At 67.7% G+C, this 24,541-nt stretch carries 23 protein-coding genes; 19 read left to right on the top strand and 4 right to left on the bottom strand.

Annotated elements, in window-relative coordinates:
• Positions 1–12: 12 nt before the first annotated feature.
• A complete protein-coding gene (locus VGO20_RS17165) occupies positions 13–1,065 on the bottom strand; it encodes a LacI family DNA-binding transcriptional regulator (protein WP_327503591.1) in 1,053 nt (350 codons plus the stop codon).
• Positions 1,066–1,337: 272 nt separating this feature from the next.
• Here VGO20_RS17165 and VGO20_RS17160 point away from each other — a divergent pair, with 272 nt between their 5' ends.
• The 15 genes from VGO20_RS17160 to VGO20_RS17090 all read left to right on the top strand — a co-directional run bounded on the left by VGO20_RS17160 (position 1,338) and on the right by VGO20_RS17090 (position 18,516).
• The gene (locus VGO20_RS17160; RefSeq protein WP_327503590.1) at positions 1,338–2,414 is read left to right on the top strand and encodes an ABC transporter ATP-binding protein; all 1,077 of its coding nucleotides are present in this window, start codon (positions 1,338–1,340) and stop codon (positions 2,412–2,414) included.
• A gap of 55 nt (positions 2,415–2,469) precedes the next feature.
• Positions 2,470–3,726, top strand: coding sequence for an ABC transporter substrate-binding protein (locus VGO20_RS17155; protein ID WP_327503589.1), 1,257 nt, complete (start codon positions 2,470–2,472; stop codon positions 3,724–3,726).
• 162 nt (positions 3,727–3,888) lie between these two features.
• Positions 3,889–4,755: a carbohydrate ABC transporter permease gene (locus tag VGO20_RS17150; protein ID WP_327503588.1), complete on the top strand. Its 867-nt coding sequence runs from the start codon at positions 3,889–3,891 to the stop codon at positions 4,753–4,755.
• Between the two features lie 3 nt (positions 4,756–4,758).
• The gene (locus tag VGO20_RS17145; RefSeq protein ID WP_327503587.1) at positions 4,759–5,616 is read left to right on the top strand and encodes a carbohydrate ABC transporter permease; all 858 of its coding nucleotides are present in this window, start codon (positions 4,759–4,761) and stop codon (positions 5,614–5,616) included.
• A 4-nt stretch (positions 5,617–5,620) separates the two neighbouring features.
• Positions 5,621–7,354: an L-arabinonate dehydratase gene (gene araD / locus VGO20_RS17140; protein ID WP_327503586.1), complete on the top strand. Its 1,734-nt coding sequence runs from the start codon at positions 5,621–5,623 to the stop codon at positions 7,352–7,354.
• Positions 7,355–7,363: 9 nt separating this feature from the next.
• On the top strand, positions 7,364–8,170 hold the full coding sequence (locus VGO20_RS17135) for an HpcH/HpaI aldolase family protein (RefSeq protein ID WP_327503585.1): 807 nt from the start codon (positions 7,364–7,366) through the stop codon (positions 8,168–8,170).
• Between the two features lie 10 nt (positions 8,171–8,180).
• Positions 8,181–9,077, top strand: coding sequence for an aldose 1-epimerase (locus VGO20_RS17130; RefSeq protein ID WP_327503584.1), 897 nt, complete (start codon positions 8,181–8,183; stop codon positions 9,075–9,077).
• Positions 9,074–9,964 carry an SMP-30/gluconolactonase/LRE family protein gene (locus VGO20_RS17125; RefSeq protein ID WP_327503583.1) on the top strand — a complete coding sequence of 297 codons (891 nt, stop codon included), beginning with the start codon at positions 9,074–9,076 and terminating at the stop codon, positions 9,962–9,964. Before VGO20_RS17130 ends, VGO20_RS17125 begins: the two co-directional genes overlap by 4 nt.
• Before the next feature lie 16 nt (positions 9,965–9,980).
• Entirely contained in the window at positions 9,981–10,745 is a 765-nt protein-coding gene (locus VGO20_RS17120) for an SDR family NAD(P)-dependent oxidoreductase (RefSeq protein WP_327503582.1), read from the top strand.
• An 11-nt stretch (positions 10,746–10,756) separates the two neighbouring features.
• Positions 10,757–12,772 carry an alpha-glucosidase gene (locus VGO20_RS17115; protein WP_327503581.1) on the top strand — a complete coding sequence of 672 codons (2,016 nt, stop codon included), beginning with the start codon at positions 10,757–10,759 and terminating at the stop codon, positions 12,770–12,772.
• A 176-nt stretch (positions 12,773–12,948) separates the two neighbouring features.
• The gene (gene mctS / locus VGO20_RS17110; protein ID WP_327503580.1) at positions 12,949–14,337 is read left to right on the top strand and encodes a two-component system sensor histidine kinase MctS; all 1,389 of its coding nucleotides are present in this window, start codon (positions 12,949–12,951) and stop codon (positions 14,335–14,337) included.
• Positions 14,334–14,981 (top strand): two-component system response regulator MctR, encoded by a 648-nt coding sequence (gene mctR / locus VGO20_RS17105; protein WP_327503579.1) that lies wholly within the window; start codon positions 14,334–14,336, stop codon positions 14,979–14,981. The genes mctS and mctR overlap by 4 nt, the downstream gene beginning before the upstream one ends.
• A 175-nt stretch (positions 14,982–15,156) precedes the next feature.
• On the top strand, positions 15,157–15,705 hold the full coding sequence (locus VGO20_RS17100; protein WP_327503578.1) for a TRAP transporter small permease subunit: 549 nt from the start codon (positions 15,157–15,159) through the stop codon (positions 15,703–15,705).
• A gap of 16 nt (positions 15,706–15,721) precedes the next feature.
• Positions 15,722–17,296, top strand: a complete 1,575-nt coding sequence (locus tag VGO20_RS17095) for a TRAP transporter large permease (protein ID WP_327503621.1) — start codon at positions 15,722–15,724, stop codon at positions 17,294–17,296.
• Positions 17,297–17,397: 101 nt separating this feature from the next.
• Positions 17,398–18,516: a TRAP transporter substrate-binding protein gene (locus VGO20_RS17090; protein ID WP_327503577.1), complete on the top strand. Its 1,119-nt coding sequence runs from the start codon at positions 17,398–17,400 to the stop codon at positions 18,514–18,516.
• A 66-nt stretch (positions 18,517–18,582) separates the two neighbouring features.
• Here VGO20_RS17090 and VGO20_RS17085 read toward each other — a convergent pair whose 3' ends face one another.
• Together VGO20_RS17085 and VGO20_RS17080 are read right to left on the bottom strand one after the other, a co-directional pair.
• Positions 18,583–19,371: a hypothetical protein gene (locus VGO20_RS17085; RefSeq protein WP_327503576.1), complete on the bottom strand. Its 789-nt coding sequence runs from the start codon at positions 19,369–19,371 to the stop codon at positions 18,583–18,585.
• A gap of 414 nt (positions 19,372–19,785) precedes the next feature.
• A complete protein-coding gene (locus VGO20_RS17080; RefSeq protein ID WP_327503575.1) occupies positions 19,786–20,262 on the bottom strand; it encodes an Lrp/AsnC family transcriptional regulator in 477 nt (158 codons plus the stop codon).
• Between the two features lie 140 nt (positions 20,263–20,402).
• Between VGO20_RS17080 and VGO20_RS17075 the strand changes: the two genes are divergently transcribed.
• The 3 genes from VGO20_RS17075 to VGO20_RS28630 all read left to right on the top strand — a co-directional run bounded on the left by VGO20_RS17075 (position 20,403) and on the right by VGO20_RS28630 (position 23,399).
• A complete protein-coding gene (locus tag VGO20_RS17075) occupies positions 20,403–21,422 on the top strand; it encodes a 1-aminocyclopropane-1-carboxylate deaminase (RefSeq protein ID WP_327503574.1) in 1,020 nt (339 codons plus the stop codon).
• Between the two features lie 197 nt (positions 21,423–21,619).
• The gene (locus tag VGO20_RS17070) at positions 21,620–22,837 is read left to right on the top strand and encodes a tyrosine-type recombinase/integrase (RefSeq protein ID WP_327503573.1); all 1,218 of its coding nucleotides are present in this window, start codon (positions 21,620–21,622) and stop codon (positions 22,835–22,837) included.
• A gap of 34 nt (positions 22,838–22,871) precedes the next feature.
• Positions 22,872–23,399 (top strand): tyrosine-type recombinase/integrase, encoded by a 528-nt coding sequence (locus VGO20_RS28630; RefSeq protein ID WP_414639839.1) that lies wholly within the window; start codon positions 22,872–22,874, stop codon positions 23,397–23,399.
• On the opposite strand, the gene VGO20_RS17065 is transcribed toward VGO20_RS28630, so the two are convergent.
• Positions 23,347–23,622 carry a hypothetical protein gene (locus VGO20_RS17065; protein ID WP_327503572.1) on the bottom strand — a complete coding sequence of 92 codons (276 nt, stop codon included), beginning with the start codon at positions 23,620–23,622 and terminating at the stop codon, positions 23,347–23,349. The genes VGO20_RS28630 and VGO20_RS17065 overlap by 53 nt on opposite strands.
• A 283-nt stretch (positions 23,623–23,905) precedes the next feature.
• Here VGO20_RS17065 and VGO20_RS28625 point away from each other — a divergent pair, with 283 nt between their 5' ends.
• A complete protein-coding gene (locus VGO20_RS28625; protein WP_414639838.1) occupies positions 23,906–24,271 on the top strand; it encodes a transposase in 366 nt (121 codons plus the stop codon).
• Positions 24,272–24,541: the final 270 nt, after the last annotated feature.

Genomic DNA, 24,541 nt, shown 5'->3' with positions numbered 1-24,541 from the left:
GCAACCGGTCGTTCAGGCGCTCCGGCGCTCGACCAGGAGATGGCCGGTGTCGACCGTCTTCTCGCGATCCCGCGCGGCGCCACGCAGCCGTTCCAGGACCAGCCGGGCGACCTCCCGCCCGATGATGTCGCCGGAGGGGCGGATGGTCGTCAGCGGCGGATTGCAGGAAGCCGCGAAGCCCAGGTCGCCGAAACCCACGACGGCTAGCCGGTCGGGGATCGCGATCGCGCGGCGCTGGCATTCGAACACGACCCCGAGCGCCACCATGTCGTTGGAGCAGGCGATTCCGTCCAATCCCTCGACCTGCTGAAGGGCGCGGGCGATCAGGAGCGCCCCGGCTTCAGCGCTCGCCGGCGCGGGATGATTGATCACGACGGCCGTCGCCTGCCCCTGGGCCGCGGCCGCGAAGCCTTCGGCACGCGCCGCGGCGCGGCGGTCCTCCTGCGTGCGCGCACCCAGGAAGGCGACGCGCCGCCGCCCTTTCGACGCCAGATGCCGCAGGGCCGTCGCGCCGGCCTCGCGGTGCGAGAAGCCGACCGCCATGTCGATCGCAGCCGCCCCCAGTTCCCACATCTCGACCACGGGGACGCCGCTCTTCTTCAGGAGGTCGCGCGTGGCGCGGCTATGCGAAAGCCCGGTCAGGACGATGGCGGCCGGCGCCCATGAGAGGGCCGTGCGCACCAGCGCCTCCTCCTGCCGTTCCGAGTACTCGGAATGGCCGAGAAGGATCTGCAGGCCTTCCTCGGCGAACTGCTCCTGGATGGTGGAGACCGTTTCGGCGAAGAAGGCGTTCTGGATCGACGGGACGACGATGCCGACGGCCCGTGATCCCGCCGCGGCGAGCCCGCCGGCGACCAGGTTCGGCACGTAGCCCAGCCGATCGATCGCACGGGCGATCTCCTGGCCGGCGGCGGCCGACACCGAGGCGGGCTTGCGCAGGAAGAGGGATACCGTGGACGGCGAGACGCCGGCGAGGACGGCGACCTCGGTCATCGTCACCTGCTGCATCTTGCGCCGCTTCCGGCTGCGGGTGGCCCCGGCCGCAGCGGCCTTCTCGAGCGTCATGGAAATCCTCGTGTTCGCAGCGCTGCGATTCGCCTGCGGCATCGAATATCAGACCCGGCACCCGTTTCGTCAACCACGAGCCGCAGCACTGTCTGTCGAGGAATGTTGGGCGCGAACGGCCGGTCGTCCGGCAGCCGCCTGCATCGGGCGAACCGTTCCAAGAGGATGTCGTGGAAATTCATTGATCATCGAAATCGTAGCGCTATGATGACGGGCAGCTTCTGCGCGGCAGCCGGAAACCCGAACGCCCGCGCTCGGGCGAGGGGGGAATCATGGCGTCGGTGAGCTTCCGCGCGCTCCAGAAGAACTATGGCGTGCACCGCATCGTGAAGGGGATCGACCTTGAGATCGCGGATCGCGAGTTCGTCGTCCTCGTCGGCCCGTCGGGCTGCGGCAAGTCCACGACGTTGCGCATGCTCGCCGGCCTCGAGCCGATCTCCGGCGGCGAGATCCGGATCGGCGGCGCGGTGGTGAACAAGCTCCCGCCCCGCGAGCGCGACATCGCCATGGTCTTCCAGGACTATGCGCTCTATCCCCACAAGACCGTCTACGAGAACATGGCCTTCAGCCTGAAGGTGAGGGGCGTTCCCAAGTCCGAGATCGGGGCGCGTATCTCGGAAGCGGCCGAGATGCTCGGCATCGCGCAGCTTCTCGACCGCAAGCCGAGCCAGCTTTCCGGCGGCCAGCGCCAGCGCGTCGCGATGGGGCGCGCGATCGTCCGCCGGCCGAAGGTCTTCCTGTTCGACGAGCCGCTGTCCAACCTCGACGCCAAGCTGCGCGGCCAGGTCCGGACCGAGATCAAGCGGCTGCACCAGCAGATGGGAACGACGATCATCTACGTGACCCATGATCAGGTCGAGGCGATGACCCTTGCCGACCGCATCGTCATCCTGAAGGGCGGCGAGATCGAGCAGGTCGGGGCTCCGGACGATGTCTACAACACCCCCGCGAGCGTCTTCGTGGCCGGCTTCGTGGGCTCGCCGACGATGAACTTCGTCCGCGCGCTCCTCGACGGGTCGGATCTGGTGTTTGCGGGCGGGGACCGGCTCGCGCTGCCGGCCGGCCGGGTCGCCGGCCTCGGCGGTTTCCGGGGCCGGGAGGTGATCGTCGGCGTCCGTCCCGAGCATTTCGCCCCGGGTCCCGCGGGGGAGCACACATTGTCCGGACGCGTGCAGGTCGTCGAGCCGCTCGGCTCCGACACGCTCGTCCATTTCGGTCTTGGGGACGGGATGCTGACGGCGCGGCTCCCGCCCGAGTTCAGGCCGGCGGTCGGCGAGACGATCCGGATCGGCGTCGATCCGGCCCGCATCCACCTGTTCGACCCGGCCACCGAGAAGGCCCTGCACTGACGCGTCGCGCCCAAAAACCGGCTGAAAGCCGGTGCCCCACCGGAGGAAACCCCAAATGACCCTGAGCAGATCCATCAAGGCATGCCTCGCCGGAGCCGTTCTGGCACTGCCGGCCGGTGCCGCCCATGCGCAGACCGAGTTGCGCGTCTACATCTCCAGCCAGCATCGTCCGGAAGTCTGGCGCCAGGCCTTCGACATGTACGAGCAGCAGAACCCCGACGTGAAGCTCGTCATCGAGACGGGCGGCAACACGTCGGAGCTTCAGGCGCAGTATCTCAACACGGTCATGACGGCGAAGGACCCGTCGCTGGACGTCATGATCCTCGACGTGATCCGGCCGGCGCAGTTCGCGGCGGCCGGCTGGACCGTTCCCTTCAACGATACCGTCGACGATCCGGCGGCGTTCATGGGCCGATATCTGCCTGCCTACGCCGAGGCCGACCAGGTCGACGGCAAGATCGTCGCGCTGCCGGCCTTCGCCGACGCGATGTTCCTCTACTACCGCAAGGACCTGCTCGAGAAGCACGGCGTCGAGCCGCCGAAGACCTGGGACGAACTGGTCGCCGCCGCGCAGAAGATCACGGCAGCCGAGGGGGATGGCGACCTCCAGGGCCTCTCCTTCCAGGGCAAGGCCATCGAAGGCGCGGTATGCACCTTCCTTCTGCCCTACTGGAGCGAAGGCAGGCAGCTCGTCGAGGATGGCAAGCTCTCCTTCGATCGCGAGGCGGCGACGCGCGCCCTGGCCCTCTGGAAAGGCTTCGTCGACCAGGGTGTCGCGAAGAAGAACATCGCCGAAGTCGCGACCGACGACACGCGCAAGGAGTTCCAGGCCGGCGACGTCGTCTTCGCGGTCAACTGGTCCTATGCCTGGGACAGGTTCCAGGGCGAGGACTCCGCCGTGAAGGACAAGGTCGGCGTCGCGGTGCTTCCGGCGGTCGCGGGCGGCGAGAACGCGACCTGTCTCGGCGGCTGGCAGTGGGGCGTCTCCGCCTTCTCCGAACACGGGGAGGAGGCGCAGGAATTCGTCGAGTGGCTGTCCGGGCCCGAGGTGTCGGAGTTCATGGCCATCAACGCCTCGCTGCTCCCGGCCTTTCCCGAGGTCTACACGGACCCGGACGTCGTGAAGGCCGTGCCCTGGTTCGCCGATGCCCGCGCCGTCGTCGAGAAGGCCAAGGCGCGCCCGGTGACGCCACGCTACAACGAGGTGAGCGAGATCATCCGCACCACGGTCAATGCCGTGCTCGCGGGCGCGGCGACGCCGGAGGAGGGCGCCGCGCAGATGGAGAGCCGGCTGCGGCGCGTCCTTCGCTGACGGGAAACGGGAGATCGGGCGGGGGCGCATGCCTCCGCCCGACCTCCCGTCCCGGCCTCCGTTCCCGAGAAGAAGCCTCCCGCGATGACGACCGTTCCCACCCCGTCCGTTGCCCCTTCCGGCGCCCGGTCCGAGCATCGGGCCGGCCGCTTGGCGCGGCTGATGGATCCGAGCGAAGGCGTGCTCGGCCTGCTGCTGCTGATGCCGACGGCCGCGCTGCTGGCGCTGGTCATCGTCTACCCGGTCGGCCGGCTCGTCTGGACGAGCTTCTTCAACCTGTCCCTCACGTCGGGGCTGCCTGCGGAGTTCGTCGGGCTCGAGAACTACCGGCTCATGCTCGACGACCCGGTGTTCTGGGAGACGACGTGGAACACCGTGCTGATCACGCTGATCACGGTGCCGGGCGCCCTCTTCGTCGGCCTCGCGCTCGCCCTGGCCGCCAACCTGCCTTTCCGCGCCAAGTGGCCGATCCGGCTGTCGCTCCTCATTCCCTGGGCGCTGCCCCTGTCCTTCGCCGGGCTGATCTCGGCCTGGTTCTTCCACTCCGAATACGGCGTCGTGAACGACGTCCTCGCACGGTTCGGGGTGGACGGCGTGATCTGGTTCAACTCCGCGAACTGGGCGTTCGCGGCCATCTGCCTGACCGTCGTCTGGAAGACGTCGTCGTTCATGGCGCTCATCATCCTCGCCGGGCTTCAGACGATCCCGCGGTCGCTCTACGAAGCGGCGGAGGTCGACGGCGCCGGCCGCGTCAGGCAGTTCTTCGATATCACCTTGCCGCTCCTCAAGCCGGCCATCGTCGTGGCGCTCATCTTCCGGACCATCACGGCGCTCCAGACCTTCGACATTCCCTACACGATGACGCGCGGCGGACCGGGCACGTCCACGGCCACGCTCGCGATGTACATCCACCAGAGCACGGTCGACTTCCTCGATCTCGGCTACGGCTCCGCGCTGGCCGTCGTGATGTTCGCGCTCTCGATGGGCGTGACGGCGGTCTATCTGCGCATGATCCGCACGAAGGGGTGACCGATGTCCGCCCGCGCCACCGCCTTTCCCGGTCTGCCGTTCCTGTCCGGCATGCCGCTTCGCCTGATCGTCGGGCTGATCCTCGTCGTCAACGGCATGTTCCCGGCGCTCTGGATCCTGTTCACGTCCCTCAAGACCGAGGCGGAGCTGACCCGCAAGCCCATCACCTGGGTCCCCGACGACCCGACGTTCCAGAACTACGTCCAGGCGTTCACGGACCAGCCGCTGCTGCTGTTCCTCTTCAACTCGTTCATGGTCGCGCTTCTGTCCACCGCCGCCACGCTGCTGGTTTCGACGTTCGCGGCCTACGCGCTGGCGCGCCTGTCGCTGCGGGGCCGCGACCTCATCCTCTCGGCGATCATCGCCGTCTCGACCTTCCCGCTCGTGACGCTGCTCGTGCCGCTCTTCGAGATCATGCGCTCGCTCGGGCTGCTGAACACCTGGCTGGCCCTGATCCTGCCCTATACGGTGCTCAGCCTGCCGGTGTGCACGCTGGTCCTCGTATCCTTCTTCGAGGCCATCCCGCGCGACCTGGAAAACGCGGCGATGGTGGACGGATGCACGCGCATCGGCTCGCTGTTCCGGGTGGTGGTGCCGCTGTCGGCTCCCGGTGTCTTCACGGCCGGCATCCTCGCCTTCGTGAACGCCTGGGACGAGTTCCTGCTCGCCCTGTCCTTCAATTCCAGCCCGCAGCTCCGCACGCTGCCGGTCGGCATCACCCTCTACCAGGGGGAGTTCGCCTTCCCCTGGCCGGTGATCTCGGCGGCGCTCGTCGTCGGCATCGTGCCGGTCGCGGTGCTGATCGTTCTCTTCCAGGAGCGGGTCGTGTCCGGCCTGACCTCCGGCGGCATCAAAGGATGAAGCGGTGACCCGTCGATCTCTCGAAAGCCTGCGCAGCCAGCGCTGGTACGCCTCCGACGACATGCGCGGCTTCGCCCACCGCCAGCGCACGCAGCAGACGGGCCTGCGCCGCGAGGAGTTCATGGGCCGCCCCGTGATCGCCGTCGTCAACACGTGGAGCGATCTCAGCCCCTGCCACTCCCACTTGCGCGACCGCGCGGAGGCGGTGAAGCGGGGTGTCTGGCAGGCCGGCGGCTATCCCGTCGAGATCCCGGCGATGTCGGTCGGCGAGGTGATGGTCAAGCCGACCACCATGCTCTACCGCAACTTCCTGGCGATGGAGACGGAGGAACTGCTGCGCTCCCACCCCGTCGACGGCGCCGTGCTGCTCGGCGGTTGCGATAAGTCGACGCCGGGCCTGCTGATGGGCGCGATCTCGATGGACCTGCCGGTCATCCACTGTCCGGCGGGGCCGATGGCGAACGGCCAATGGCGCGGCCAGAAGACCGGGGCCGGCACCCACACGAAGAAGTATTGGGACGAGCTGCGCGCCGGCAACATCACCCCGGCCGACTGGGTCGATCTCGAAAGCCGCATGACCCGGTCCATCGGCACCTGCAACACCATGGGAACGGCATCGACCATGACCTCGATCGCCGATGCGATGGGGCTGACCCTGCCAGGGGCGTCGTCGATCCCCGCGGTCGACAGCGGCCACGTCCGCATGGCGTCGCTGTGCGGCGTGCGCGCCGTCGAGATGGTGTGGGAGGACCTGAGGCCTTCCCGGCTCCTGTCGCCGGGAAGCTTCCGCAACGGCCTCGTCGCCTACATGGCGCTCGGCGGCTCGACCAACGCCGCCGTCCATATGATCGCACTGGCGCGCCGGGCCGGCGTGCCCCTGACGCTCGACGACATGGCGGCGACGGCGGCGCGCATCCCGGTGCTGGCCAACCTGTTCCCATCCGGTCAGTACCTGATGGAGGATTTCTACTTCGCCGGCGGCCTGCCCGCGCTCCTCAGAAAGCTCGCATCCGAGCTCGACCTGTCGGCGCCGACAGTCGATGGGCGGACGATCGGCGACGTGGTCGCCGGGGCCGAATGCTGGAACGACGACGTGATCCGCGGCCTCGACGACCCGGTCGTGCCGCTGGAGAAGGGGCGCACGCTCGCCGTCCTCAGGGGAAACCTCGCTCCGAACGGCGCGATACTGCGGTCGTCGGCGGCATCCCCGCGGTTCCTGCGCCATGTCGGGCCGGCGATCGTCTTCGATGGCCCGGCCGCGATGATCGAGGCGGTCAACGATCCGTCCCTCGACGTCTGCGAGGATTCCGTGCTCGTGCTGCGCAATGCCGGGCCGGTCGGTGCGCCCGGAATGCCGGAATGGGGCAACCTGCCGATACCGAAGAAGCTGCTCGAGGCGGGCGTCCGGGACATGGTCCGCATCTGCGACGGCCGCATGAGCGGCACCCATTACGGGACCTGCATCCTCCACGTGACGCCCGAGGCGGCCATCGGCGGGCCGCTCGCGCTGCTGCGCACGGGGGATCTGGTCGAGCTCGACGTTCCCGCCGGCCGCCTCGACATGCGGGTCGCGCCCGAGGAGATCGAGCGACGGCGCGCGGCGTGGACGCCGCCTCCGCCCGTCCATCGGCGCTCCTACGCCGCCCTCTATCAACAGCACGTGTCGCAGGCCGACGAGGGCTGCGACTTCGACTTCCTTGCCGCCCCGGGCCCGACGCCCGAGCCCCTGATCTTCTGAAGGCTAGCCATGACCGACATCGCCAACCGCTTCAAGCACTGGCTGCGTACACCCGGGGACCGGGTGCCGTTCGGCACCTGGCTGATGTCCGCGGCGCCCTCGACCGCGGAGGCGATGGGCCATACGGGGTTCGACTTCCTGGTCGTCGACATGGAGCACGTGCCGATCGAGACGCCCGACCTCGCGCATATCCTGCGCGCCGTCGGCTGCACGCCGGCGGTTCCCGTCGTGCGGCTCCCCTGGAACGACCAGGTGATCGTGAAGCGGGTCCTCGATGCCGGCGCCGAGACGATCATGCTGCCCTTCGTGCAGTCCGCCGACGAGGCGCGCGCCGCCGTCGCTTACGCCAAGTACCCCCCGGACGGCATACGCGGCGTCGCCGCCGTCCATAGGGCCTCGCGCTTCGGCCGCGTCGCCGACTACCTCAAGCGGGCCAACGGCGAGGTCTGCGTCGTTGTCCAGCTCGAGACGCCGGAAGCGGTCGGCCGCATCGCCGAGATCGCGGCGGTGCCCGGCGTCGACGCGCTCTTCGTCGGGCCGGGCGACCTTTCGGCCGCCATGGGCCGCATCGGCGAGATCGGCCATCCCGAGGTGCAGGCGTTGATCGAGCGGGCCGCCGGCGACGCGCGTGCGGCCGGCAAGCCGATCGGCATCGTCGGGCCGAACCCGGCCATGGTGAAGCGGTTCCTCGGCTATGGGTACGGCTTCGCGGCGGTCGCCTCCGACATGGCGATGATGACGGGCCGCGCGAGCGACTATCTCGGCGAACTGCGCCGGGATCCGCCGCAGGCGGCCGTTCCCGACGCCGCGTACTGAGGGCGCGCAGGTGGCGGACATCGTCTCCCTGCGCGCCGGCGATCTCGCGGCCGACCTCGCACCCTCGATAGGTGGTGCGGTCGTATCGTTCCGCCTCGGCGACCTGGCGCTGATGCGCCCGACGCCGGCCGGTGCGCTGGCTGGGGGCGAGGTGCGCCTCTCGTCGTGCTATCCCCTGGTCCCCTACTCGAACCGCATCGCCCGGGGACGCTTCGCCTTCGGCGGCGAGACGTTCGAACTCGCACCCAACTTCGGCGACTACCCGCATTCCATCCACGGCAATGCCTGGCAGGCCGCGTGGACGGTCGAGCGGGCGGATGCCGCGTCCTGCGTGCTGTCCTTCATGCACGACCCCGCCGGCATGGGCGCAAGCGGCTGGCCTTTCGCCTATCGGGCGGAGCAGCGTGTCGAGCTGGCACCGGACGGGCTGACCATCGCCCTGTCTGTCGAGAACCGGGACCGGCGCCCGATGCCGGCCGGGATCGGCTTGCACCCGTACTTCATCCGCCGGCCGGGCACGACGCTGCGTTTCCAGGCGGCGGCCGTCTGGGCGAACGGCGCCGACTCCCTGCCGGCAAAGCGGACCGCCATTCCCGCGGTCTGGGATTTTTCCTCCTCCAGGCCCCTGGGCTGGGACTTCATCGACAACTGCTTCGCCGGCTGGACGCATGTCGCGGAAATCGGTCATCCGAACGAGAACCTGTCCATCCGCATCGATGCGGACCAGGTCTTCGGGCATCTGGTGGTCTTCGTTCCCGAGGGCCGGGACTTCTTCGCGGTGGAGCCGGTGAGCCACATGAACGACGCGGTGAACCGGCGGGACGTGCCCGATGCGGGCCTCGTCACGCTCGAGCCCGGTGGGCGCCTGGGCGGCGCCGTGCGTTTCAGCCTGCAGGGGGCGGCATGACGGCACGCGCCTTCGAGGTCGCCCTGGACATCCGGGCCGAGCTCGGCGAAAGCCCGCACTGGTGCGCGGAAAGCCGGTGCCTGTTCTTCGTCGACATCAAGGGCAGGGCGCTCCACCGGTTCGACCCGGAGACAGGCCGGCATCGCGCGACCCTCCTGCCGGAGGAGATCGGCTGCGTCGCGCGCGCCAAGGGCGGCGGCTTCGTCGCCGGCCTGCGCTCCGGCGTCTGGCGCCTCGACGGAGAGGGGCGCCCCGTCGAGCGGCTCGCCGCCAATCCCGAGGACCAGGGGACGAGCCGTTTCAACGACGGGCGCGTCGATCCGGCCGGACGTTTCCTCGCCGGCACGGTCGACGAGCCGAAGGACGGCGGCAGAGCCCATCTCTACCGCCTCGACCGGCGCGGCCTGACGGCGCTGGCCGGTGGGCTGCTCACCTCCAACGGGCTCGCTTTCTCGCCGGACGGCCGCATCCTCTACCATTCCGACACGCCGACCTTCACCATCTGGCGCTACGTCTACGACGCGGCGACCGGGGAGGTGTCCGACAAGACCCTTTTCGTCCGCCTCCGTCCGAGCGATGCCGACCGCGGGCGCCCCGACGGCGCGTCGGTCGATGCCGAAGGCTGCTACTGGACCGCGCTCTACGAAGGCGGGCGGGTGCAGCGCTATGCGCCCGACGGCACGCTGCTCGCCGAATACCCGGTCCCGGCGCGCTGTCCGACCATGGCCGCGTTCGGGGGCCCCGACCTGCGGACCCTCTACGTCACCTCCGCCCGCGCCGGCCGCCCGGCCGAGGAGTTGGCCGCCTTTCCCCACTCCGGAAGCCTCTTCGCGATGCGCGTCGACGTTCCCGGCCTGCCCGAATTCCAGTTCGACGCCACCGCATGACCGAGGGTTCCCATCGATGACCGCGACATACGGTTCCGTGCGCTACCGCTCGCTCGAGGGCCGGTGCGTGGTGATCACCGGCGGCGCGTCGGGCATCGGCGCGGAGATGGTGGAGGCCTTCGTCGCGCAGCGCGCGCGCGTCGACTTCCTCGACGTCGACCTCGACCGGGGCGGGCAGGTCGCCTCGGCCACGGGTGCTACCTTCCATGCCTGCGACGTGACCGACGCGGACGGGCTGCGGAAAGTCCTGGCCGAGGTCGAGGATGCTCGCGGCGGCATCGAGGTTCTCGTCAACAACGCCGGCAAGGACGATCGCCACGCGATGGCCGAGGTGGAGCCGGACGCCTGGCGCCGGATGCTGGCGCTCAACCTCGACCATCACTTCTTCGCGTCCCAGACGGTGTCCAGGGGCATGGCGGCGCGCGCGCGGGGATCGATCGTGATGCTGGGGTCGGTATCCTGGATGCGGGGCCGCCCCGGCATGGTCGGCTACACGACGGCGAAGGCCGCGATCAACGGGTTGACGCGCACGCTGGCGCGCGAGCTCGGCCCCTCGGGCATCCGGGTCAACTGCATCGTGCCGGGCGCGATCCTCACCGAACGCCAGCAGGCGCTTTGGCTGACCCCCGAACTGAACCAGCAGTTCATCGACCAGCAGGCACTGAAGTTCCGTCTCGACGCCAGCCACGTCGCCCGTCTCGCCCTTTTCCTCGGCTCCGACGAGAGCGCCGGCTGCACCGGCGCCAACTTCGTCGTCGATGCCGGCCTCACCCAGAACTGAGCGCGCCCGACATGCGGATTATCCCTTGCGCCGACGGCTTCGACCTCGTCATCGATGGCCGCCCGATCCTTCGCCACCGCGCGTATGATCCCTGCCTCTATGTCGGGCGCGGCGAAGCGCGCATGGAGATGTACCGCGGCAACTTCGAGATCGAGGACCATGTCGTCGAGCGCGTGCCGCTCCGCGACGCCCGTATCGAGCAGGCCGGCGACGGCTGGCGCATCGCCTTGTGCGCGGAACCCGGCCTTCCGCCGCGCATGACGGTGTCGGTGGCGGGGACGGGGCAGGGTGGGGCCATCGCGTTCGAGACCCACGATCCCGGGATCGACCGCGTCTGGCTGCGCGTCGTCGCCGAGGGCGGGGAGCATGTCTGGGGCGGCGGCGAGCAGATGTCGTATTTCGACATGCGCGGCCGCCGCTTTCCCCTGTGGACGTCGGAACCCGGGGTCGGCCGCGACAAGACGAGCGAGATCACCTTCAGGGCGGACGTGGAGGGGAAGGCCGGCGGGGACTACTACACCACCAACTATCCCCAGCCGACATACCTGTCGTCGCGCCGCTACGCGCTGCACGTCGATACCACCGCCTATTCGGCCTTCGACTTCCGCAATGCCGCCTTTCACGAGATCGAGGTCTGGGCCGTCCCGGAGCGCATCGAACTGTTCGCGCGCCCGAGCTTCGCGGAACTCGTCGAGGCGCTGTCCGGGCGCTTCGGCCGTCAGCCGCCGCTGCCGGAATGGGTCCTGGGCGGCGCGATCATCGGCCTGAAGGACGGCGAGCGCTCCTTCGAGCGGCTCGAGACGATTCTCGCCGGCGGCGTCGAGGTCTGCGGGCTCTGGTGCGAGGACTGGGCCGGCATCCGCGAGACGTCGTTCGGCAGGCGCCTCTTCTGGGACTGGAAGGCGAACGACGGGCATTATCCCGACCTTGCCGCCCGCATCCGCGCGCTGGATGCCCGGGGCATCCGCTTCCTCGCCTATGTGAATCCCTATCTGTGCGTCGACGGCACGCTGTTCCCCGAGGCGGAAGCGGCCGGCCACCTGGCCAGGCGGGCGGATGGCGGGACCTATCTCGTCGATTTCGGCGAGTTCGACTGCGGCGTCGTCGACTTCACCTCGCCCGAGGCCTGCGACTGGTTCGAGGATCGGGTGATCGGCCGCAACTTGATCGATCTCGGCATATCGGGCTGGATGGCGGATTTCGGCGAGTACCTGCCGATCGATGCGCATCTCGCGAACGGTGTCGATGCGAAGCTGATGCACAACGCCTGGCCGACGCTGTGGGCGGAGGTCAACGCCCGCGCCGTCGCGAAGAAGGGGCGCACCGGCGACGCCATCTTCTTCATGCGGGCCGGTTTCACGGGGGTGCAGGGACATTGCCCGCTGCTGTGGGCGGGCGACCAGTCCGTCGATTTCTCGCGCCATGACGGGCTCGTGACCGTGATCTGCGGCGCGCTGTCATCGGGGCTGCTCGGCAACGCCTACCACCACTCCGATATCGGCGGCTACACGAGCCTGTACGCAAACGTACGAACGGCCGAGCTGCTGATGCGCTGGGCGGAGATGGCAGCTTTCACCCCGGTCATGCGCACGCATGAAGGCAACCGGCCGCAGGGCAACCTCCAGATCGACGGGGACCCGGCGGTACTGTCCCACTTCGCACGCATGACGCGCGTCCACCGGCACCTCGCGCCATATCTGCGGACGCTCGTGGACGAGGCCGCCCGGCGCGGGCTGCCGGTGCAGCGGCCTCTCTTCCTGCATTTCGAGGAAGACGAGAGGACCTACGCGATCCAGGACGCCTATCTCTACGGCCCCGACCTCCTGGTGGCGCCGGTGTGGCGGGCCGCGCACGAAACATGGACCACCTACCTGCCGGCCGGCGCCGACTGGATCCATGTCTGGTCCGGGGCGCGCTTCGCCGGTGGCCGGGAAGTGACCGTCGAAGCGCCGCTCGGCGCGCCGCCGGTCTTCTATCGCGCAGGGGCCGCGTTCTCTGCGCTGTTCGGAAGCCTCGGGGAACTCTGAGCCGCCTGGGCCCGTCGCAGCCGCGGGAGAGCGGTGCCCAGCCGGGCGCGGAGTGGCGCCCTGCATGTTTTTCGCTGCTCTGCCGTGCCGAGCCGCCCTAAACTCGCGTCCGACGGGCAGCCTCGTCCGGGACATGGACCGGAACCGGGCTGCGCGAACGGCGGAGGACGTTCGGTTTGAATCTACGATACCAGATCCTGGCTCTCGCCATCCTTCCGCTCGTCTTCGCCCTTCTGGCCGTCACGGCGCTGATCACCTGGCAGTCGACCAGGCTGGTCCAGAGCAGCATCGACACCTTCGAGCGGAACATGCTCGCGGCCAAGCAGTCGGAGCTGCTCAACCTCACCAATCTCGCCCTGTCGGCGATCGACGGCATCTACCGGAACGCCGGTCCCGACGACGCCGCCGCCAAGGAACGGGTCCGGACCATTCTGACCGCGCTGGATTACGGCGAGGATGGCTATTTCTTCGTCTACGACTATGACGGCTACAACATCGTCCATCCCCGGCAGGTGTTCCGGCCCGGCCAGAATTGGCTCGACCTCGTCGACCCGGACGGCGACCGCGTCATCGCCAACCTGATCGAGAAGGGCAAGCAGGGAGGTGGGCTGCATCAGTACAAATGGGAAAAGCCGTCATCCGGCGCCACGGTCGACAAGCTGTCCTTCGCGGTCGGGCTGGACAAATGGCGGTGGATGGTGGGCACGGGCGTCTATCTCGATGACGTGTTCCGGCACACCGCCGCCGCCAAGGCCGATCTGCGGGCCAATATCGGCCGTACCTTCATGATCGTGGCGCTGGTCGCCGTGCCGGCCGTCTGCGTCGTCTTCGCCACCTGCATGCTGCTGAACCTGCGGCAACGGCGACTGGCCGACGGCAAGCTCAAGCAACTCACCCAGCGCATCATCGACACCCAGGAGGAGGAGCGCTCGCGCCTCGCGCGCGAGCTGCATGACGGGATTTCCCAGAACCTCGTCGGGGTTCGCTACGCCATCGACCTGGCCCGCCGCAAGGTCAGCAGCGAGACCGGCGACGCGCTCGGCGCGATCGAGCGCGGAGCCGAGGCGCTGAACGGCGCGATCAAGGAGGTTCGGCGCCTGTCGCACGACCTGCGGCCGCGGGTGCTCGACGATCTCGGGCTGACCCCGGCGCTGGAGGCCCTCTGCAACCACTTCACCGAGCGCACGGGCATTGCCGCGAGCCTCGAATCGATGGCCTTCAAGAACCTGCTGACCCCCGCCGCCAGCACGGCTCTCTACCGCGTCGCCCAGGAGGCGCTGCAGAACGTCGAGCGCCATGCCGGAGCGACCAGGGTCGAGATCAGCATTTCCAAAGCCGGCGGGCGGGTGCAGATGACGGTGGCGGACAACGGCGTCGGCTTCGGCGCCGGCCGGGAGGGGAGCCCCCGGGTCGGTGGGTTGGGCCTGCGCAACATGCAGGAGCGGATGGCCCATTTCGGCGGGTTCCTGCTGGTCGACACCTCTCCCGGCGGCACGACGCTGCGGGCCGTCCTGCCCAGATCCGCGACCTTGCGGCAAAGCCGGCCGGTGGAGGCGACGACATGAGCAACGGAGGGGAAGCCATCAAGGTCCTGCTCGTCGACAACCATCCGCTGGTGATCGACGGGCTGCGCGCGATCCTGGAAACCTACGACCATATCGAGGTGGTCGGCGTGGCCGGACTTGCCCATGCCGGCCTGGAGATCGCCCGCCGGACCAGGCCCAAGGTCGTGCTGATGGACATCAACATGCCCCAGCTCAACGGCATCGACGCGATCGAGCTGTTCCGGGACGAACTGCCCGAAACGAGGCTTCTGATGCTCTCCATGCACGACAGCCGCGAATACATCTCGACCTCGGTGCTGCACGGCGCGTCCGGCTACATCCTCAAGGACGTTCCCATCGACGAGATCATCGAAGCCATCACCGTGGTCGCGGCCGGCGGCACCTATTTTTCCTCGGGCGTGACCGATGTCCTGCTGAACCGCCCCGACAAGGACCTCCTGCCGCTGACGACCCGCGAGCAGGCGGTGCTGCTGCTGCTGGCCGACGGCAAGTCGAACAGGGACGTCGCCGGCCACCTCGACATCTCGGTGCATACGGTCGAGACGCACCGCAAGAACATCAAGAAGAAGCTGGGCATCGCCACCACGGCGGGGCTTACCCGCTATGCGATCGACAATGGCCTGATCCACTCGAAGAGACGTTGATGCGCGGGCCGCCTTTGCTCCCCGAAGGCGGCGGGGCGCGGGGGCATACCCACTACTAGGTATTCATCGGCAAAAGACTGAAACCCCGTCTTGCCGAACCTGCGCCGTCACCATACCGTGCCGTACACCGAAAGATTTGCCTCGCAGAAGACAGGCCATCGGGGGGAAACACGTCATGTCCGGCTTCTTGGCGCTGTCGCGCGCCATCGACGCGGCCAACACCTTTTTTGGAAAAGCGGTGTCGTGGCTGCTCCTGGCGGCCATACTGATCAGCGCGATCAATGCGACCACCCGAAAGCTGTTCAGCCTGAGTTCGAATGCATGGCTGGAAGCACAATGGTATCTGTTCTCTGCCGCCTTTTTGGTTGCGGCAGCTTATACTCTACTCGATAGAGAGCATGTCAAAGTAGACCTGCTGTATGGCCGCTTGTCGCGGCGTGCTCAGATTTGGATCGAGATACTGGGCACGGTCTTCTTTCTCATGCCGTTCTGCCTGATAACGATCTACCTGTCCTGGCCGATCGTCGTTTCGAAGTTTTTGAGCGGTGAAGTCTCCAACAACACCGGCGGCTTGATGCTCTGGCCGGCCTGGGCGCTGATCCCGTTGGGCTTCAGTCTCCTGGCCCTGCAGGGCTTCTCCGAGCTCATCAAGCGATTTGCGATCCTGCGCGGCGACATGCCCGACGTCGCCGAGCCGGCCGACGCGGACGCTAAGCCTCTCTAGCCCCGGAACACGATCAATGTTTGCTTTCTTCGCCGAGAATCTCGCGCCGATCATGTTCGTCTCCATGATCGTGGTGCTCCTGCTGGGCTATCCGGTGGCCTTCGCGCTGGCGTTCGTCGGCTTCGTCTTCGGTTTCATCGGCATCGAGATGGGCCTGCTGCCGATCAACCTGTTCGGCGCCATTCCCGACCGCATCTTCGGGCAGATGTCGAACGAGACCTTGCTGGCCATTCCGTTCTTCACGTTCATGGGACTGATCCTCGAACGAAGCGGCATGGCCGAGGATCTTCTCGACACGATCGGCCAGCTCTTCGGCCCGGTGCGCGGCGGTCTCGCCTTCGCCGTCATCTTCGTGGGCGCGATCCTCGCGGCGACGACCGGTGTCGTCGCCGCCTCGGTCATTTCCATGGGGTTGATCTCCCTGCCGATCATGCTGCGATATGGCTACGACCGCAGGATCGCGTCGGGGGCCATCGCCGCTTCGGGCACGCTGGCACAGATCATCCCGCCGAGCCTGGTGCTGATCGTTCTGGCCGACCAGTTGGGCCGGTCCGTCGGCGACATGTACAAGGGGGCCTTGATTCCCGGCCTGCTGCTCGTCGCGGCCTACGCCGGATACATCATCGCAATGTCCTTTCTTCAGCCGCAGGGCGTTCCGGCACTGCCGATCGAAGCCCGGTCCCTGCGCGGCTGGCACCTGGCCCGGAGGGTGGTGATCTCCCTCGTTCCTCCGCTGGTCCTCATCTTCCTCGTGCTCGGCACGATCTTCATCGGTCTCGCGACGCCGACGGAAGGTGGGGCAATGGGCGCCGTCGGAGCGCTGGCCCTGGCGGCGCTCAACCGCCGCCTCAACATGGGTATGATCAGGTCGGCGCTCTATGCGACGGTGAAGCTCTCGTCGTTCGTGCTCTTCATCCTGTTGGGTGCACGCGTCTTCTCGCTGACTTTCTACGGCATCAACGGCCATGTCTGGGTCGAGCATCTGATGACGTCGGTTCCCGGCGGCGAGGTGGGCTTTCTGATCATAGCTAATTTTCTCGTGTTCTTTCTTGCTTTCTTCCTCGACTACTTCGAGTTGGCCTTCATCATCATTCCGCTGCTGGCCCCGGTTGCGGACAGCCTCGGCATCGACCTGATCTGGTTCGGCGTGATGCTCGCCATCAACATGCAGACCTCGTTCCTGCATCCGCCGTTCGGTTTCTCGCTCTTCTTCCTGCGGTCGGTCGCGCCCACGAGCGCCTACAGGGATCGCATAACCGGAGCGACGATACAGCCGGTCACGTCGGGGCAGATTTACATGGGAGCTATCCCTTTCCTGGGAATCCAGCTCGTCATGGTCGCGATCGTCATCGCGTTCCCGGGGCTGGTCACCCACTACAAGGTCGGACAGGTCGAGTTCGATCCCGCGGACGTCCAGCTCAACGTACCGCTGCCCGACGCCGGCGGAGCCAATCCGTTCGGTACAGCGGCTCCGCCTTTCGGCGCGCCCGACGCATCCTCCGGTGTCCCTGCTCCCAGCTTCGGCGGCCCCGCTCCCAGCTTCGGCGCCCCCGCTCCCAGCTTCGGGACGAACCCCGAACCGGCGCAATGACCAGCCGATAACCATCGATCAATCACCCAATTACTCACCGCGGCGATCGGGAGATCGAACAATCCCTGACGCTGCCCAACGCAGAAGAGGAGGAGACTTCCATGACCACCAATCTCGACCGCCGCGGCTTCCTGACCAAAGGGGCGCTGGCCGGCGCCGGCGCCGCCGCCGCGGGAACGATGCTTGCCGCCCCGGCCATCGCCCAGACGCTGCCGACCCTGCGCTGGCGCCTGACCTCGGGGTTCCCGAACAACCTCGACACCATCTATGGCGGCGCCGTCGTGATGGCGGAAGCGCTCTCGGCCATCACCGAGGGCAAGTTCCAGATCCAGGTGTTCCAGGCCGGCGAACTGGTTCCCGGCCCTCAGGCCATCGACGCGGTCCAGGCCAATACCGTCGAGATCGCCCATACCTGCGGCTATTACTTCACCGGAAAGAACCCGACCTTCGCCATCGGTTCGACCATTCCGTTCGGCTTCAACGCCCGCCAGCAGAATGCCTGGCTCTACCATGGCGGCGGCAACGAGCTCTATAACGAGTTCCTGACCGATTACGGCGTCGTCGGCATCCCCGGCGGTGGCACCGGCGCCCAGATGGGCGGCTGGTTCCGCAAGGAGATCAAGAGCCTCGCCGACCTGAACGGCATCAAGATGCGCATCGCGGGCGTCGCCGGCGAGGTCATGTCCCGTCTCGGCGTCGTGCCCCAGCAGCTGCCGGGCGGCGACATCTATCCCGCGCTCGAGCGCGGCACCATCGATGCCGCCGAATGGGTCGGCCCGTATGATGACGAACGTCTGGGCTTCCACCAGATCGCGCCCTACTACTACTATCCCGCCTACTGGGAGGGCGGCCTGACGATCCACTTCTTCGTCAACAAGGGCCAGTACGAGGCGCTGCCCGAGGCCTACAAGGCCGCGCTGCAGACCGCCTGCAAGGCTGCCAACCTCAACATGCAGGCTCTCTACGACGTCAAGAACACCACGGCCATCCGCTCGCTGGTCGGAAAGGGTGTCCAGCTGCGCCCGCTGCCGAAGGACGTGATGGATGCCGCCTACAAGGCGACCTTCGAGCTGTACGAGGAGTACAACGCCAACAACCCGGCCTGGGCCAAGATCTATCCGTCGTGGAAGAAGTTCCGCGACGAGTCCTTCGAATGGTTCCGCGTCGCCGAGTACAGCTACGACAGCTACGTCTACGGTGCGCAGGCCGCCGGCCGCTGAGGCCGGTGCCGGGGTGGCTGGGGCTTCGGCGCCAGCCACCCGCCGGCCGCCCGGGAGGGCGCGGCGTCAGAAGTTCAGGGTAGTCGGATCCGAGGTGTAGGTCATGGTGCCCTTGCCGTTGGGATAGGCGAAGGCATCCAGCAACTGGCCATGTGCTTGCCGGCGTTCAGCACCGCCCGGTGGCAGTTTGGCCTTGGCCGCACGGTACTCACCCTTCTTTTCGGGTGGGATCACACGGATCTGGCCTTGGTGGTCGACGATGCCGATACCCTTCAGCCCGACGACCCGGATCGGCTTGGGCAGCAGGTGGTTGACCATTCTTATGATCGAGGCATGCATCTGCTTGGCGAAGCTCTGGGCTTGGCCCTCGGATACGTCGCTGCTGCAGGCCACGAGGACGATCTCCTCGATCTGCCAGAACTGCCTCAGGCGCTGGCGCTTCTCTTCCTTGTCCTGAATGCCCGATCCCTGGGCGGCGACGTCTTTCAGCAGCTTCATGACCATGCCCACGGGAGTGAGGTCGGCGACGCTGCCCGGCCTGCCATGGGCGACGATGAACAGACGGGTCAGGCCCGCCAGCTGCGCGGCGGGAATCGGAGCGGAAGTCCCGAGGTCGGCGTCGATCGCTACCGCGCTCGGATGGAGCTTCTTCAGCCTGCTCACGTTGGCGTAAACCACCATGTCGGCGTCGATCTGCTCTTCTGTGATCGCGTCCAGGTCATTCTCGTCCAGCGGGTTCGTCAGCGTCAGGATCCCAGCCTGGCGCTGGATTACGCTTCCGCGCCCGGCGCCGGAGGGGGCACGGGCCGCCGGGCGGGGTGGCGCCGGCCCCCTTCCCACGATCATCAGTCCCACGCCGGCTCGCTGGATGGTTGGCGGGGCGGCCGTCTGCACGGATCGGGAGGGCGGCATCGCCGCCTGGACTGGTCGGGAAGGCGGCATCGCCGCCTGCACTGGTCGGGAAGGCGGCATCGCCGCCTGGACCGTGCTGGCCCCCGGCGGTCGCGGACCGGGCCACGCCACCGGCGGCGGAGCCATCCGTCCCGGCGCGGCTGCGCGCTGGACGGTCGGGCCCGTGGCTGCCGCAAGCGGCACGAACCCACCCGGGACCGGCGGCGGAGCGTGCCGCGGCGGCGGCATCAGGAGTGCCCGGTCAAGGTGTGGACGAGGCGCTGAACGAGTTGCTTTTTCATGAGAGCATGCTAACTGCCGCGTGCAGCGGGTGCGAGGAAATCTTTTCTTTGATCCGGCGACCCGGGGCCGCTCCTCTCAGAACTGCAGGCGCGCATTGTCCTTGACCTCCTTCATGACGAAGAAGGTCCGGGTCTGCCTGACGCCCGGAAGCGCGATCAGCTTCTGCCCGTGCAGCTTGTTGAAGTCCGCCATGTCGCGGACGCGGATTTTCAGCAGGTAGTCGAAGTCGCCGGCCACCAGGTGGCAGTCGAGGACATCCTTCAGCTCGAGCGCGGCCCCCTCGAACGCGGCGAAGCTCTCGGGCGTCGAGCGATCGAGCACGACGCCGACCATCACGAGCGCGCCGAGCCCGACCGCCGCGGGGGCGACCTCGGCGCGAACCCCGGTGATGTAGCCCTCGTCGAACAGCCGCTGCGTGCGCCGGTGGCAGGTGGCGGGGCTGACGTTCACGCGCGCCGCAAGCTCGGCATTCGTCAACCGTCCCTCGGCCTGCAGGGCGCGCAGTATCTTGACGTCGACGCGGTCGAATGCATGGGTGAAAGGATCTTCCATTTCTTGCCTGTACGCCGGGACGATACCGCGGGATAGTACTGGCCAGTAGATGAAGTAGGAAGAAGGGGCGCGAAATTAGAGAGCACGTTTCACGTGCCTTGCCCTACCGTTGGCTCACGAAACGTCATGGAGCCGGCCCGATGTCCCTGCTGGAAAAGTTCGAGCGCTACCCGCTCACCTTCGGCCCGACGCCGATCGAGCATCTGCCGCGGCTGACCGAGGCGCTGGGCGGCAAGGTGCGGATCTATGCAAAGCGCGAAGACTGCAATTCGGGCCTCGCCATGGGCGGCAACAAGCTCAGGAAGCTCGAATACATCGTGCCGGACGCGATCGCCTCGGGCGCCGACACGCTGGTGTCGATCGGCGGCGTGCAGTCGAACCACACCCGCATGGTCGCGGCGACGGCCGCCAAGATCGGCATGAAATGCGTCGTGATCCAGGAGAAGTGGGTGCCGCATTACGACTCGGTCTATGACCGCGTCGGCAACATCCTGATGACGCGCCTGATGGGCGCCGACAGCCGGCTCGTCGATGACGGCTTCGACATCGGCATCCGCAAGAGCTGGGAGGATGCCATCCGGTCGGTCGAGGAGGCGGGCGGCAAGCCCTATCCCATTCCCGCCGGGGCCTCGGTGCACAAGTTCGGCGCGCTCGGCTATGTCGGCTTCGCCGAGGAAGTGGCGAAGCAGGAAGCCGAACTCGGCTTCACCTTCGACTACGTGGTCGTGTGCGTCGTGACGGGCTCCACGCAGGCCGGCATGATCGTCGGCTTCGCCGCGCAGGACAGGGCGGATCGGGTGATCGGCATCGACGCATCCGGCACGCTCGACCGGACCCGCGCGCAGGTTCGCCGGATCGTCGACGACACGGCGACCCTCGTCGGCCTAGGCCGCGCCGTGCGCGAGGACGAGATTGTCATCAATCCTGACTACGCCTATCCGGCCTATGGCGTGCCCTCGGACGAGACCAACGAGGCGATCCGGCTCGCCGCCCGCACGGAGGCGATGATCACGGACCCCGTCTACGAGGGCAAATCGATGCAGGGCATGATCGACCTGACGCGCAAGGGCTTCTTTCCCGAGGGATCGCGGGTGCTCTACGCCCATCTCGGCGGCGCGCCGGCCCTCAACGGATACAGCTACTACTACAAGGACGGCTGAGGCCGGTGGTCGCTTGCGTGGTCAGCTAAGGAGTGAAATGGCGGACGGGGTGTCCGCCAAACTGAGTGTCGCCCAGGTCCGCTCTCATTCCTTAAATCCGCAGAAGGCCTACGCATCTTGACTTCATCATGCTGGACCCGTTCGCCCGCAACCGCCACAATCCGCGATCTGAATGTGGGTAGAACCGTGGGTTCAAGATGGCGAGGCAGATCGGACGGCTTAGCGCATTGGCCGTCGCGAAGGCGAAAGCGAAAGGCATGTACCCGGACGGGGGCGGCCTCTACCTTCAGGTGACCGAGAGCGGCGCGAAGTCGTGGATCTACCGATTCACCCTCGACGGGCGCGCACGCGAGATGGGACTTGGTCCCGTGCACACGATCGCGCTGGCCGAGGCACGTGACCGGGCGACGGCCTGCCGCAAGATGCGCTTGGAAGGCATCGACCCCATCGAGGCACGCAAGAAGGAACGAGCCGACGAAAGGCTGCTGGCGGCGAGCGCAACCACGTTCGACCACGCGGCCGAGAGGTACGTCAACGCTCATCGGGCAGGGTGGCGGAACGCCAAGCACGCCGACCAATTCCGTAACACGCTCAAGGCCTACGTCACGCCCGTGTTCGGTGCGCTGCCGGTCCAGGCGGTGACGGTCGACCTCGTGCTGAAGGCGCTGGAGCCGATCTGGTACACCAAGACCGAGACGGCGACCCGAGTGCGCCAACGCATCGAGGCGGTGTTGGACTGGGCCACGAGCCGAGATCTTCGACGAGGCGACAACCCTGCCCGGTGGAAAGGCCATCTGGAGAACCTGCTGCCCCGACGGGCCAAGGTGCGCCGCGTCCAACACCATGCCGCGCTGCCCTACGACGAGTTGCCGGCCTTCATGGCGAGGCTGCGCGCGCAGGAGGGAGTCGCAACGTCTGCGCTGGAGTTCGTGATCCTGACTGCGACGCGCACAAGCGAAACCATAGGGGCGACCTGGGACGAGATCGACTTGGGCAAGGCGGTATGGACCATACCGTCGACCCGAATCAAGGCGGGCAGGGAGCATCGCGTGCCCCTGAGCGGGGCGGCGATGTCGATCCTGCGACGCATGCTGGATCTGCGCGAGGGCGAGCACGTCTTTCCCGGCGGCAAGGCGAGGAAGCCGCTCAGCAACATGGCCATGGCCAAGGTGCTGGAGCGCATGGGGCGCGACGACGTGACGGTGCACGGCTTCCGTTCGACGTTCCGCGATTGGGCAGCGGAGCGGACTAACTTTCCGCGCGAGGTCGCGGAGATGGCGCTGGCCTACGTGGTGTCGGACAAGGTCGAGGCCGCGTACCGTCGGGGGGACTTGTTCGACAAGCGCCGTGAGTTGATGGAGGCGTGGAGCGTGTCATGCTCGGTTTTTGCGATCACCGGAGGGATGATGGGCTAGGTCGAGCAAGGCCTCGCCGAGCGCAAACGAGCAGATGCGACAATTTCGCGGAACAGGATCACCGCGCGCCAGCAGTTGGCCGGAGCACGTGATCGGCGCCGCGGCGGCGGACATTATGACCGCCCTCCCCCGCGTCGGCGACTTCGTCCCGGCCAGGGACGCCCCAGACCGTCCGCTGTCGGCGAGCGTCCTGGAGCACGCGTGGCGCAAGGTCCGGGAGAGGGCCGGGATCGAGGGCCTCCGCCTCCACGACCTCAGGCACGGGTTGGGGACTTGCGCGGGCCAGGCCGGCGCGAACGTGTTCCTAGTCCGTGAGGCCCCGGGCCACAGGACACTCGCAATGAGCGATCGATACGTCGGCCGGGACGCCGACCCGCTGCGGCAGCTGGCCGACGCGGTGTCGGGGCGGGTCTCCGCCGCCTTGGGGCGATCCGGCCGAAGCACGACCGGTCCGACGCGCCGAAGACAGGGGACACCAGGGTCCATTCACATCCTTGAGTTCCGGGCCCTCAGCGATGCAGCAACGCATGTTGCTGACGGCGGTCGGCGTGAAAAGCCGTGATGATCGCGCCGTCGCGGGTCGCGACCCGTTTGCACCTGAGGCGTTCGGCCGTCTCGATGAGGCGCTTGGCCCCGCGGACCAGCTCCTGGACGTCCCGGGCGGTGAGGAGCACGCCATCGTCGGTTTCCGTTCCATGCCGCAGAATGAACTCGACGTCATCCTCCCGCAAACTGCGCTGGCGCATCCGAGATCGACCACGGGCGGTGAACCCGAACCTCATCATCGCTGGTCCTCCTGCCCTTCGATACCCAAGCCGAGCTGATCGAGGAGCCGGGAGAGTTGCTCATCGGCGTCTTCGGCCTTCTTCCTGGCCCAGTTCGCCCTCAGGTTGGGCTCGGCGTCCCATAGGCTTCGTGGCATCTGATGCAGGGGTGCTGTCCCGGCTAGAACCGCTCCCGATGGCGGCGGCGTCCCCGCCCATGAGGTCGGCGGCCTCCTCGAGGCCGATGCGATAGCGCGCCTCGCCGTGCTCGCTCCAGCCGTCGAAGGAGGCCGTCTCCGACACCTTGCGAAGGGCGCCCGCCGGCTCCTCGCCCGCGTGCCGAGCGGCGTCACCGGGCAGCCGAAGTGGCGCCTGGCGCTCGAGGAGATCGACCGCGTGCGCGCCGCGGGGGCGGAGTTCAGCTGGCGCGGCCGCCGACGCCGAATACGGCAAGGCGGCCGCGTTCCGCGCCGGGCTGACGGAGCGTGGCCTGCTCTACGCGGTCGGCATCGGCCCACTGCAGAAGGTCTATCCCGCGGACGAGGCCATGGTCGTGCCCGCGGCCCATCCCTCCGGCCGCCGACGGCCACCCAGGCGCCCGGTGCCCGTGGTCGAGAGCCGGTCCGTCGCCAAGATCATCGCCGTCCCCGGCGCGCGGCGTCGACCTTGAAGGACCTCCAGGTCCCCGCGGTGATGCCCGAGACCAACGTGGTGATGCGCGACCAGCGACCCATGCCTCCCTGCCCTGAGTTCGCGTGGGCGTCATGACGCCCACGCGCTTGCATCAGGTACTCCTACAGCGGTTCGCGTCATTAAGTGCCTGTTTGGAAATGAAGATCATCTCCTTCAGGTTGTGATTCGCCTGAGCAACAAGCTGCTCATGGCGACGTAGATCATGCCTTCGGAGACATCGAGGCGGGCCTCGTAGTCGCGCACGAGA

Origin of the sequence: Arenibaculum sp. (assembly GCF_035998295.1) — a bacterium.
Taxonomy (GTDB): domain Bacteria; phylum Pseudomonadota; class Alphaproteobacteria; order Azospirillales; family Azospirillaceae; genus DASYHS01.
Note: the sequence above shows the minus strand (reverse complement) of the source record. Positions and strands in the feature narration are given on the sequence as shown.